At 38.5% G+C, this 12,739-nt stretch carries 13 protein-coding genes; 7 read left to right on the top strand and 6 right to left on the bottom strand.

The genetic code is table 11. The annotated features are described in order from the left end of the window. Nucleotides 1-14: 14 nt before the first annotated feature. The 5 genes from C1A05_RS14110 to C1A05_RS14090 all read right to left on the bottom strand — a co-directional run bounded on the left by C1A05_RS14110 (nucleotide 15) and on the right by C1A05_RS14090 (nucleotide 5,238). Nucleotides 15-767 (bottom strand): prepilin peptidase, encoded by a 753-nt coding sequence (locus C1A05_RS14110; protein WP_102028880.1) that lies wholly within the window; start codon nucleotides 765-767, stop codon nucleotides 15-17. A 74-nt stretch (nucleotides 768-841) separates the two neighbouring features. After that, nucleotides 842-1,273: a type II secretion system protein gene (locus tag C1A05_RS14105; protein ID WP_102028879.1), complete on the bottom strand. Its 432-nt coding sequence runs from the start codon at nucleotides 1,271-1,273 to the stop codon at nucleotides 842-844. A 51-nt stretch (nucleotides 1,274-1,324) separates the two neighbouring features. Beyond that, nucleotides 1,325-2,533, bottom strand: coding sequence for a type II secretion system F family protein (locus tag C1A05_RS14100; RefSeq protein ID WP_102028878.1), 1,209 nt, complete (start codon nucleotides 2,531-2,533; stop codon nucleotides 1,325-1,327). Next, the gene (locus tag C1A05_RS14095; RefSeq protein WP_102028877.1) at nucleotides 2,520-3,569 is read right to left on the bottom strand and encodes a type IV pilus twitching motility protein PilT; all 1,050 of its coding nucleotides are present in this window, start codon (nucleotides 3,567-3,569) and stop codon (nucleotides 2,520-2,522) included. The genes C1A05_RS14100 and C1A05_RS14095 overlap by 14 nt, the downstream gene beginning before the upstream one ends. A 10-nt stretch (nucleotides 3,570-3,579) precedes the next feature. Continuing rightward, nucleotides 3,580-5,238, bottom strand: a complete 1,659-nt coding sequence (locus tag C1A05_RS14090; RefSeq protein ID WP_102028876.1) for a GspE/PulE family protein — start codon at nucleotides 5,236-5,238, stop codon at nucleotides 3,580-3,582. Nucleotides 5,239-5,606: 368 nt separating this feature from the next. Between C1A05_RS14090 and C1A05_RS14085 the strand changes: the two genes are divergently transcribed. From C1A05_RS14085 to C1A05_RS14055, 7 genes are all read left to right on the top strand, one after another. Next, complete coding sequence (locus tag C1A05_RS14085; protein ID WP_159462080.1) at nucleotides 5,607-6,077, top strand: type IV pilus modification PilV family protein; 471 nt, start codon at nucleotides 5,607-5,609, stop codon at nucleotides 6,075-6,077. Continuing rightward, the gene (locus C1A05_RS14080) at nucleotides 6,067-6,498 is read left to right on the top strand and encodes a prepilin-type N-terminal cleavage/methylation domain-containing protein (RefSeq protein ID WP_102028874.1); all 432 of its coding nucleotides are present in this window, start codon (nucleotides 6,067-6,069) and stop codon (nucleotides 6,496-6,498) included. The genes C1A05_RS14085 and C1A05_RS14080 overlap by 11 nt, the downstream gene beginning before the upstream one ends. After that, nucleotides 6,491-7,861: a pilus assembly PilX N-terminal domain-containing protein gene (locus C1A05_RS14075; RefSeq protein WP_102028873.1), complete on the top strand. Its 1,371-nt coding sequence runs from the start codon at nucleotides 6,491-6,493 to the stop codon at nucleotides 7,859-7,861. The genes C1A05_RS14080 and C1A05_RS14075 overlap by 8 nt, the downstream gene beginning before the upstream one ends. 114 nt (nucleotides 7,862-7,975) lie before the next feature. Continuing rightward, entirely contained in the window at nucleotides 7,976-9,109 is a 1,134-nt protein-coding gene (locus C1A05_RS14070) for a zinc-dependent alcohol dehydrogenase (RefSeq protein WP_102028872.1), read from the top strand. Between the two features lie 454 nt (nucleotides 9,110-9,563). Next, nucleotides 9,564-9,839, top strand: coding sequence for a hypothetical protein (locus C1A05_RS14065; protein ID WP_102028871.1), 276 nt, complete (start codon nucleotides 9,564-9,566; stop codon nucleotides 9,837-9,839). 27 nt (nucleotides 9,840-9,866) lie between these two features. Then, complete coding sequence (locus C1A05_RS14060) at nucleotides 9,867-10,331, top strand: hypothetical protein (RefSeq protein WP_102028870.1); 465 nt, start codon at nucleotides 9,867-9,869, stop codon at nucleotides 10,329-10,331. A 100-nt stretch (nucleotides 10,332-10,431) separates the two neighbouring features. Then, nucleotides 10,432-11,079, top strand: a complete 648-nt coding sequence (locus tag C1A05_RS14055; protein ID WP_102028869.1) for a glycoside hydrolase domain-containing protein — start codon at nucleotides 10,432-10,434, stop codon at nucleotides 11,077-11,079. A gap of 92 nt (nucleotides 11,080-11,171) precedes the next feature. Here C1A05_RS14055 and C1A05_RS14050 read toward each other — a convergent pair whose 3' ends face one another. Beyond that, entirely contained in the window at nucleotides 11,172-12,731 is a 1,560-nt protein-coding gene (locus C1A05_RS14050) for a hypothetical protein (protein WP_102028868.1), read from the bottom strand. Nucleotides 12,732-12,739: the final 8 nt, after the last annotated feature.

The raw sequence follows: 12,739 nt of genomic DNA, 5'->3' as shown, positions 1-12,739 counted from the left end.
TTCACCTAATTTCCTTATTGTAGCAAGGCCAAATACCAATCGACTAAATCTGTGCCATAAAAATAAGCAATTAAACTACCGATTGCAATAGATGGCCCAAATGGCATCGGTTTTTTCCTTTTTACTTGCCCTGCTATCATACCAAAAACACCGATAACCGTACCAACAAAAGTTGCTAAGAAAAACGCTAATAGGAGATTGGATAGCCCTAAAAAGAAACCTAAAACAGCGAACAACTTAATGTCTCCTCCACCCATTCCACCTTTACTTACAATCGCAATTACATATAGCAGCACAAAACCTGTTATCGCACCTAGAATTGGATCATACCAGGGAGTTAAAGGAATAAAAGTGCGCTCCATTACGATAATAAATAAAAATAGAAGTAGCACTTTATTTGGAATAATCATATACGCTAAATCGCTTACTGTTATGATTTGAAGCAAAGAAACAAGTGTAAGTGCAACAATCAATTCCGCTTGAAGTCCTATGACATGAAAGGAAAGTACAAACAAAATACCACAAGATAGCTCCATTAACGGATAAATTAGCGATATCTTTTGCCTACAATTTTTGCATTTGCCACCTTGGATCATATAGGAGAAAACAGGGATGAGTTCTTTCCATGTAAGAGTATGATGACAATTCGGACAAGCTGACCTCGGTTTTACAATTGATTGCTTTTTCGGAATACGAAGTCCCACTACATTATAGAAGGAGCCTAGGATTATACCTAGAATGAATAAATATATGTATAGAAAGGCCAATGTATTTCAGTCCTCTTACGTTTTTTAAAAAGCGTGGCGGGTTTGCCACGCTTTTATTTTATATACTATTTTTATTACTCACCTATTGTGGTATCGTCAGAGCCACTTTCATGTTCATTTATATCTTCAATAGTTGCCCCTGAAAATTTAAGAGTTCTATTTCCAGCTTTAACAGCTTCCGCAGTACTAATTTCTACAGTGTCTTTTGAAAAATCCACTGTAGCATCATTTAGACTTGACTTAGAAGGTAAATCAACATAATCATCTAAATTGGCAACACTAAAGTTGGTAGAAGTTTCATCTGGCTTTTGTATTTTATATAATTTAGCCGCCTCTAAGATCGCAATTGCATCCGCCTTAACCGCATCTTCCTTCGAATTTTGAATTATCCCACCAATCGAAGGAATCGCAATCGCCGCAATAATACCTAAAATAACTAGTACTGCTAATAATTCCACAAGCGTTAAACCACGTTCATCCTTTAAGCGCTTCAACTGTTTTCTCACTTTTATTTCCCCCTTATAATTAATTTTTAATTTATTAATAAGTTAACCGGATCAGTTAACATTATTATAGATTTCAAACATCGGAACCATTATGGACATAACGATGACGCCAACAATTCCTGCCAAAAACACAATCATTAATGGCTCAATCAAAGACTTGAGCTGATCTGTTGCAGTGTCCACCTCGGACTCATAAAAATCGGCAATACGGTCAAGCATTCGATCTAAAGCACCAGTCTGTTCCCCTATTGTAATCATTTGGGTAACCAATGGTGGGAACGCCCAATGTTTAAGCATTGGTTCTGACATGGATCTACCTTGCTCTAATGTGTTCCGCGACTCTCTTAGCACCCGTGCCAGCACTTCATTTTCAATGACCTTTTCCGTTAATGTAATGGCTTGTAGCACAGGGACAGAATTACTTAAAAGAGAGCTTAGGGTCCTCGTCATTCGAGCAAGCAACGATTTACGAAACAGCTTCCCGAATACCGGTAACCGAAGCATCATCAAATCAAGATAATACTTTGTTTCGCGTCGTTGGCGCAACAGGTAAAAAATAACAAAAAGAGCGAATATCATAATAACCACTACATACCAATAGCTTGTCATCCAATCACTTGCACCCATGACGAACCTCGTAATACCAGGTACTTCCCCACCGAATTGAGCAAACATATCGACAAAGGTTGGTACAACACTGAGTAACAAGAAGATGGTAACACCAATTGCAAGTACCGCAATTACCACTGGATAGGTCATTGCCGACTTTACCTTTTGCCTCGTTTTATTATGCTTTTCATAGTAATCAGCCATATCCTCAAGTGTTTCTTCCAAAGAGCCACTTACTTCCCCTGCGTAAACCATATTCGTAAACAAGGGCGAGAAAATTCTTGGATGTTTATTTAAGGAGCTGGATAAGGAGTTTCCTTCACGTAAATCGACTTCCACTTGAGCAAGTGTCTTTTTCAATGCCTTGCTTTCGGTTTGCTCCGTCAGTATTCGTGTTGCATCTACAATCGTGACACCAGCTTTAATCAATGTAGAAAACTGTCTTAAGAAAATCACAAAGTCCTCGAGCTTCACAGGCTGTCCAAAATAGATATCTTGATTCCATATTGTCTGTTTCTTTTGCTCCACTTCTAGAGCACGTAAGCCTCGCTCACGCAATATAGAACGAACGGCTTGCTTTGTATCCGCCTGTATGACACCCTTCTTTTTGTTTCCTTGGCGATCACGAGCAACATAACTAAATTGAGCCATAGTAACTATCTCCTATATAGCCTTGTACAGACGCACGATCTACTAGCTGTTGTTGCAATAAAGTACGAATATTCATTTCTAAAGTGTGCATGCCAGCTTCTTTTGATGTTTGCATAATATTCGGCAGCTGATGAATCTTTTGATTACGAATCAAACTGCTTACTGCACTGTTTTGTACCAGTATCTCCGTAGCTGCAACTCGTCCTTTGCCAGACTTCACCGGGAAAAGTCGTTGGGATATAACCCCTACTAAGACGGACGCCAACTGGTAACGAATTTGAGCTTGTTGCTCCGCTGGGAATACGTCTACAATACGTTCAATCGTTGCTGGGGCACTTACAGTATGTAGTGTTCCAAACACTAAATGTCCAGTTTCTGCTGCTGTAACTGCGGTTGAAATGGTTTCTAAATCCCTTAGCTCCCCAACTAAAATGACATCGGGATCTTGACGAAGTGATGCTCTAAGTCCTGTTGCAAACTGTTTCGTATCTCTCCCCACTTCACGTTGGTCGATCAACGATTTTTTGTGATGGTGAATGTATTCAATTGGGTCTTCCAAGGTAATAATGTGTTTACTCGATGTTTCATTTATATAATCGATCATTGCTGCTAATGTAGTCGACTTCCCACTTCCAGTCGGCCCAGTCACTAAAACTAATCCCTGTGGCTTGGAGGCTATTTTCGTTAAAATCGGTGGGAGCTGCAATTGTTCGATGGTAGGGATAGCTGTTGGGATAAGTCGTATCGCAATGGATATTCCCTCACGTTGCCGATATACATTTATTCGAAACCTTGAAATATCTCGTAGCTCATAGGAAAAATCCACCTCTCCCTCCTTCTCAAACGTTTCCTTTAAACGCTCCGACAGTAAAGAGGAAGCGATACTTTCTAATTCACCGTTAGAATAAGGCTCTAGTTCCAGCCTTTTCAATTTTCCATGAACACGAAAGACAGGTGGTAAACCAACAGTTAAATGAACATCAGACGCATAGTCCTGATAGGCAGCATGTAGTAGTTCGTCTATTTTTTCTCTCATCGTCTACCTCCTAATCTAACGCCACACGTAGTATTTCTTCTGTAGTCGTGATACCCTTTTCTACTTTTTTCAGTCCATCTTCAATCAAAAATGTCAAACCATTTTTAACCGCAATATCCCGAATCTCCATCATCGATTTATTGTTTAATAGAGCTTGCTTGATTTCATCGTCCATGACAAGCACTTCATGTAAAGCAGTTCTTCCTTTATAGCCTGTCATATCACAAGTAGAACACCCTTTCCCGTGATAAACCGTATCTACATTCATTCCATAATTTGAAAAGATCTCCTTTTCCCGTTCTGTTGCTTCTCTTTCTTCTTTACAATCGCGACAGATTTGGCGTACTAGTCGTTGTGAAACAACTCCATTTAGAGAAGAGGCAATTAAAAATATCTCCACGCCCATATCCTTTAAACGATTGATCGTTCCTAATGAATTATTCGTATGAAGCGTGCTAAATACTAAATGACCTGTGATGGATGCGCGAACTGCCATATCTGCTGTTTCACGGTCACGTATTTCTCCAACCATGATGATGTTTGGGTCTTGACGTAAAATAGATCTTAACCCAGCCGCAAATGTCAAACCAACATTAGGGTTCACTTGAATTTGATTGATTCCTTCCACCTGGTATTCTACCGGATCCTCAATCGTAATAATATTCACGTCTTCATTATTTAAACGGCTTAACGCGGAATACATGGTAGAGGATTTCCCTGACCCTGTTGGACCTGTTAGAAGTACGATTCCATGTGGCCGTTTAATTAATCTTTTAAATTTTTCTAGATTCTCTTCTTCAAAACCTAGACGGCTAATGTCGTTTTGTGCCATTGTTAAATCTAATAAACGAATCACAATCTTTTCACCAAATATCGTAGGCAATGTGCTAATCCGTAAATCCATTTGGCGATTTTCCATACTCAATTTAATTCGACCATCCTGTGGAACACGGTGCTCTGTGATATCGAGATTCGCCATAATTTTAACCCTCGTTATTAGGGAACCCTGGACATTCTTCGGTAAATTCCGTTCATTTCTCAACCGACCGTCCACACGGAATCGAACTAAAACCTTTGTTTCCATGCTATCGATATGAATATCACTTGCTTTTTGAATAACAGCTTGTCTTAAAATTTGATTCACTAGCGTTACTACAGGTGAATCATCATCTTCTATAGTTGGGTCATTTACGTTTTCTGGCTCATTATTATTTGTAAATTCAAAACCAAATTCATCTACATCGTAAAATCGGCTAATTGTACGAATGATTTCATCCTTTGCAGCTATCATGGGCTCAATTTGAAATCCAGTCGATAATCGCAAATCATTTATAACAAAGTAATCCATTGGGTCTGCCATCGCAACATAAAGTTTATTCCCCTCTTTACGTAAAGGTAAAACTAAATGTCGTTTCGCAAACTCTTTCGAAACAATTTTTAAAAGTGCTGAATCAATTGGATAATTAAATAAAGTTACCCGTGGAATACCTAATTGAAATTCCAATACTTCAATTAGTTGAAGTTCCGTTACATAACCCTTTTGTACTAGGAGATCCCCTAGCTTTTGATCAGGGCTTTTTTCTTCTAATGTTTGTGCTAGTTGCTCACTTGTGATAATCCCACTTTCAACTAGTAAATCCCCAAGGCGCATATTTTTTCCGATAGGCATTAAATTACCTCCAACTAGCTAAAATTACCTAAGACATTTAGAATGCATAAAAGTCTACCCATTCATTATTATGCATATTTCTACAATTAACAAGTATCGAAACAGTACATATTTCCTAGGAAATGTGAAATAATCATGAATTTTATTGCGAAATGTAACTTACTATGAAGGTTAATAGTCAATTAGAAGTAGAATAGTTCAAAAGGAATAGAAGTTTTTGCTTTAATTTGTCACAATTTTACTATAATTATCATCTGAAAACAATCTTTCTAAGTATATATTAGTACTTTTTTACCAGTAAATCATAATTATATATATTACAATGTTCATGATAAAATATGCTTAATGTTATTAAAAAGGAGTTATCCATGATTAAACCATTAAAATCTGACAAGGGATTAACATTAATAGAAATACTTGCAGCTATTGTGATTCTTTCTATTATTTTACTTTCATTTTTATCCTTTTTTCGTTTATCCGCAAAATCAAATCAAACATCCGAAAAAATCATTGATGCTTCTTATGTAGCACAGTCTCTTATGGAAAATATGCTAAGTTTAAGTGGGACGCCTCTTTCTAAAACGGAGTTAGATGATGCAGCCGTTACAACACTTAATAATACTGAAAACACAAACAGTAACATAATAAGTAATTCCCCACTTAAAATAGAAGGGGTCAGCAACGAATTTTACTTTGAACTCTCAATAAAGGAAGAGGAAGAAGTGGACAACCTTTTTAAACTATTAGTAAAGATCTATGACAATAAGGTAAATAAAGATTTGGAAGCACAAATGGAAACGAAATTTTGGTTGAAAGGTAATATAGAGGATGAAGAATGAAAAGGGATTAACCTTAGTTGAAGTTCTTGCCACATTTACAATATTATCTGTGTTTGTTCTGTTAATTAGTTCGATTCACTTATTCGGGGTTAAACAATATCACAATCAAGCAACAGAAGCTCAATTACAATCTAATGTAAGACTGGCAATGAAAAGCATAACAAAGGATTTACGAACTTATCCTAATCGTGTAACCATAGAGAATGAGCCCGAAAAACAATTTATCGTTAATGGCTCCACATATCGAATTGAAAATAACCAGTTGAAAAAAGATAACACTATTTTGGCTTCGCATATAAGTGCATTTACATATCACTATATCAATAATAAAGTTCAAATAGAAATTCAAAGTGTGCCTACTGAAAACGGAGAACAAGTGAGTCTTTCTACAACGATATATTTAAGGGGAGAGGGTGGTTGAACTGAGACGTTCTGTTAAGTTTACTAAGGTAATAAATAATGAACAAGGTATGGCTTTAGCTATCGTCTTAATGGTGTTAACCGTTTTTTCTGTCCTAGGTATTTCGTTGTTATCGACCACAATTAATAATGCCAACTTAAGCTCGATAGAAAGAGACACCCAATCGGCCTACTATATTGCAGAAGCTGGTGCGAATTATAAGCTAAACGAAATTCGCAACGCTGTATTGGACGCTTATCAATCCCCTACAGGTGTGGAGCTAGATGAACTATTAGAGCCAGTCGAATTAAATACATTCGAAGAAGTTTTCGGAGAGCAACCAATAGTGCAAGTAAGGGTAGAAACGATTAACGATATGGACAACCCCCAAGTGTATCGAGTAATCTCTGAGGGGGTTATTGGTGATCGTTCAAGAACAGTCGAGACATCCTTTATGTTAACGGCACAGGAAAGTGGTTCCTCAATTGAAATCCCTGATGTAGCCTTATTTACACAAGGTGCAATAAATTTAAAAGGTGGTTCTACAATTGATGGGGATGTAAGCACCAATTCCAATAATGTAAATACCAAAGGCGGAGCAGGCATTACTGGTGACATTACGAGAAATTTAAATAAAACATACGAAATCCCACCCTTTCCTGAGATTCCAAATTACAATACACCTGAAAACCTCCGATTAGAAAAAAATGCACACAATCAGTATTATGTGATTCTAAACGGTGATCTCCGCATAGACAATAAGATTTCAGATGGATATACACTCACTTTAGATGACAATGTATCTTTTAATAAGATTAAAGTGAAAAATAACACTCTAAATATAGATGTAGGGGATTTCGATAGAAGTATCGTAGTAAATACATTAGACGTACAAAAGGGACATATAAATATCCTGGGTACAGGAAAATTAACGATTTATGTACGAAATGAAATGAACATGGTATCAAGTAGCAGGATAAATAAGAATGGTAGTATCGAGCAATTAAACATCTACTTACAGGGAGAAAAAACCATAAGACTTAATAGCTCACAAGAAATTTACGGATCTTTAATTGCTGAAAAGGCTAATATTCACATTAATGGTGGAGCCGGATTCAAGGGACATATAATAACTGGTGGGTCGAGCATTAAAATGAATGGTGGCTCGTGGGGAAATCCAACCTTGTTCTATGCACCAAATGCAGATTTTGAACTAAGTGGAGGAGCAACTGTAAATGGCTCGATCGTCGCGAAATCCTTCGATGGTTCAGGCGGATCCATCGTAACATATAAGCCTATTACAAATTTACCTATTGAAGCACCAAACGATTCTCCTTCATTAGATGAAATTCTAACGATTGGGCCCATCAAAGAAATGAAGTAATTCTGTACGAAGCTAGAAGGAATATACATCCTTCTAGCTTATTTATTTGGGTTCAAACTGCATACCATCCATAAGAGTTTCAAATACTAACCTCAAAAACACTGGAGGTACCTCATGAAAGCCGTAACCTATCAAGGAAGATACAAAGTTGATGTTACCGAAGAGCCAACACCAAATATCGAAAAAAGCGATGACATTATTGTTCGCATTACATCTACCGCGATTTGCGGATCGGATTTACACTTGTATCAGGAAAACATGCCTATGCCTAAAGGCTACATAATCGGGCATGAGCCTATGGGCATTGTGGAAGAAGTTGGACCTGATGTTACAAAAGTAAAAAAAGGGGATCGAGTCGTTATACCTTTTACAGTTGCGTGTGGACACTGCCCTTATTGTCACGATGGTTTGGTGAGCCAATGTGATAACGCAAATCCTCACTATGATTCAGGCGGATACTTTGGCTATTCCGAAAAGTTTGGTAACTACCCTGGAGGGCAAGCAGAATATTTACGTGTTCCTTTTGGTAACTTTACTCCTTTCGTTGTACCAGAGGATTGTGAGCTAGAGGACGATTCCTTACTATTTCTTTCCGATGTACTCCCTACAGCCTATTGGAGTGTCGAGAACTCCGGGATGAAAGAAGGTGACACTGTAATTGTGCTCGGCTGCGGACCAGTAGGCTTAATGGCCCAACAGTTTGCATGGATGAAAGGAGCAGAGCGCGTAATTGCAGTTGATTATATCCCATACCGATTGGAACACGCTCGAAAAGTAAACAAAACCGAAGTATTCAACTTTGAAGAAGACCCAGATATGGGGGAAACCTTAAAAGAAATTACCAAAGGCGGAGCAGATGTCGTAATCGACTGCGTTGGAATGGATGGGAAAAAATCTCCACTGGAATTCATTGAACAGAAATTAAAGCTTCAAGGTGGCACACTTGGTCCAATTCAAATTGCCACCAAAGCTGTAAAAAAAGCTGGAACAGTGCAAATTACCGGAGTTTATGGCGGGCTTTATAACATGTTCCCACTTGGTGCATTTTTTTCACGTAACGTTTCCTTAAAGATGGGACAGGCTCATGCAAGAACCTACATGCAGGAGCTGTACGAAAAAATCATTAACGAAGAGTTTGATCCAAAATCCATCATCACCCACAAGCTCCCGTTAGACCAAGCAGCCCATGGATATAAAATCTTTAACAATAAAGAAGATGACTGTATAAAAGTTGTTTTGCAACCATGATCGGATAAAAGATGATAACTGATAAGTAATTGGGCAGCCGCTGCAGGAATACACTCCGTTTTTCCAGCCGGAGTGTATTCCTGTGGGGCTATGTAATCGTTTTTTTGCTTACCCTCCGGTTTTCGGGTTTATAGCTAACCTCTATGTGACCGGGTTTTGCTTTTTCACTCTGGTTCGGGGTCATAGAATCTCCTATGTGACCGGGTTTTCCTATTTCACTCTTTTTCGGGTCCATAGCCTACCCCTATGTTTCCAGTTTTTACCCATTTACTCTGGTTCGGGGTCATAAACTACTCCTATATGACTCCACTCTGATTCGGCTCTAAAAGCCCCCTCTCATTTCCACCAACAAAAAAAATCACATTCTCCCCCCAATCAAATAAAATATTACATACTCTCATCTACATGGATTTTTTGAAAATAACCATACTAATAAAGAGGAGGGAATGCATGCATGGCTCGTGATTTATTTCAAGGGTATGAAGTAAAAGAGATGGACGAGGAATTAACGGTAATATTAGACCTTAATACAATGAATGAGGAATTTTCCACAGAGCTTGGAACGATAAATGCAAAACCGAAAGTGAACTTACAGCAGGAGGCTGAGCAGTATATCCGCAGCATTTTTCCGAAGTTAAAAATAGCAAGAGTATTCATTATGGTGGATTCCTTACTAATTGCCTCCTTTCCTTTAGCGAGAACGTCATCGAGTCGGAAAAATAATAAATAAGGGACTTCCCTTTAAGGAGATGTACACATGAGGAAAATCGCACTTATCTTTTTATCCATTTTTCTTTTTATTATTTGGACAAGCCCTGTTTTAGCAGGGGAAGTTGAATATTATGGAATTGGGGCAGATATTAAAAAAATTGACCGAACTACCTTTCAAATTAAAACAAATGGAAAGCAGCCAAACGAAGGGTTTGGGATATCCTCCATTGATGTAACTGGTAACCAGAATATTAGTTTCCAATCAAATTTTAAAGGAAAAGGCGAAATTATCGTTAAGATTGCCCAGTTTGATGAATCGGGTAAGCTGTTAAAGGAATCCACGAGTAAGCCCATTATCTTATCATCAACTTGGGATAGGAAGCAAGCAGATACGAAGCTCGTTCCAAAGTCAAAGCATATTCAGATATTATTTTTAACAAGTGAAGCGGAGAATCAAATATTTTATTTAAAAAACATTCGAATCCAAACGAAAGACCAACCATCCTTATAAGTCAGTGATACCACTGACTTTTTTCTTGTCTTCTCATAGTACCCTTTAGTTGTTTTTACCATATACATATTAAGGTAAAAACGATTCGGGAGTGAGTAATTTGCCATATATATGGGGAGTTGATTCTTCAACAAATGTTACAACAGAGCTATATAATTGTGTTTTAAATAATTTCGGAAAGCCTGAATTTTGGGGACGTTACTTAACGACTGTACCAAACGCTTCTGAGGGTCTAACACAAGAAGAAATGGAATTGCTTCATAATAGCGGAACAAGGATACTGCCTATTTACAATAAGTTTACGGAATCCAGAGGTTACCGAGCAGGGCGAGTAATTGCTCAAAATGCAGCCTTTCACGCAAAACGTCTTGGCTTCCCTAAGGGGACTGTTCTTTATGCAAATGTGGAAAGATTCTTTTCTGTTGATGAGGCATGGATCCGCGGATATGTAGATGCGATGTTTACAACCGACTATAAACCTGGATTCTATCATGACCCTGTAGAAGGTAATTTTAGTAAGGCCTATTGTGATGCCGTTGCCAACAACGAAAAAGTGTCTCAGCAATCGGTATTATGGAGTGCAGAGCCAGAACCAGGTGTAACTAGGCGTCGTGAAGCCCCAACCTTTAATCCAAGAAAAGTGCCTTGCAATGCGAACGTATGGGGATGGCAATACGGTCGAGATGCAGAGTCATGCCCGATTGATACAAACCTAGTGGATGAACGTATGTTTAATATGATGTGGTAACGTATCGTGCGCATCTCCTTATGATTATGAGGCTGAGAAGTTTTTAAGTACAATAACAAACAAGCGCCATGACCTCGTCATGGCGCTCCCTACTACTTCCGCAATCTCCAAATCGTAAATCCAGTTCCTCCAACAATCCCAACATTAAGTACGACAATCCAAATCCAAGCCAGGCTCACAGATTTTTGTTCTGCTTCCCATTGATATTCTGCCTTGTTTCCGAACGAATCGGAAACCACTAACTCAAGGTCATTCCCGATATTCTCTACTAGAAAATATCCGTCCTCGTCGTACTTCACTTCTTCACCATTTATCATCAGTTTACTACCAATTTCCACATATCCACTGGCAAAGTCATCCTCCAATTTGCTATGTGTAGGTAATGGCTGAATCAACTCTAATTGTGGTGGAGTATGGTCTACTTTGTATTGCTTTGTATAGGTTTGTGTATTGTTATGTTCATCGGTTGCACGAACCATAATATATGGGAACCCTTCTTCTAACCCAACCGACAATACTTCTTCTTCCTCTTCCACCGTGGTCGTTAATGCAGACTTTTCTTCTACAAGCACTTCCACTTGTGTACCTTTTGGAAAACGAACGGTAATATCTAATGACGTCGCATTCGTTTCTTCTTCCGTAATGGACCACTCCACCATATCTTCAGTGAAATCGGTTTGTTTAATATCAAATGGCTCTATTTCCAATAACGGCGTGAATTCATCATCATCTTCCAAAACAATCATATTCCCGGAATATGTACCATCCTCCAATTCCATTACCGACCAGTTCCAAACCTCATATTCGTCGGTTTCTTCGATTCGAATAAGGTCGTCCTCTTCGCCGGCTGCAATTCGAGTATTCTCTCCTGACTCATCCACTAGTTGAGCTTCCATATAGTCAAAATACAATCCATTTGGAACTTGTACATTCAAATAAAGTATGCCATTTTCTACAAACTGATCGACAATCTCGACCGTACCCATTTCATACCGATCGTTCGTATAGTCAATCACGACATTCGGATTCACACGCTGCGGCTCTACATTTGGATTATCTGCTTCGATAAACAACCGATAGGTCCCTGATGGAATCGTTTCCGGTAAAGTGACTTCCATTTCCCCATCATCTGCGTTCGCATCGTCGACAACAAACTCATGCCATCCGCCTTCTTGCTGGAGAATGAAGTTCAAATCATCATCATATTGAAAGTCCCCGCTTGCCTTCCACGACAATGTAACAGGCTCATCATTTCGAACTGTGATCGTTTCCTCACTAGGTGACGTCCAGTTTACAACTGGTTGATCTACCGCTTCCTCTGTATCCACTGAAAAATTATCTTCGCTTGCTCCTACTATTTCAAATGTATAGGTACCAGCAGGAGCACTTTTTAAAGCCCAGATACGTTTATTCGTCATCGAAAAATACATATACTGATCAAGGTCAAATTCTTCAAAATTCACTTTTGTTCCATTTGGCAATGTCATATTTACGTCAAAATTGTTCTGTTCTCCCTCAATTACAAACTGAAAATTCTCCTGTTTTTCATCTAGCTCATACGTTTTTGTATAGGTTTCAGCTTGAATAGAAAGCGGGGAGAATGTTGCTATTAATACTAGTATAATAAGCAATGGTATCCATCTGTTTTTCACGTTAATCC

Source organism: Salirhabdus sp. Marseille-P4669 (genome assembly GCF_900240405.1).
Lineage (GTDB): Bacteria > Bacillota > Bacilli > Bacillales > Alkalibacillaceae > OEQK01.
The sequence above is the reverse complement of the archived record's forward strand: the minus strand, read 5'-3'. Positions and strand labels throughout refer to the sequence as shown.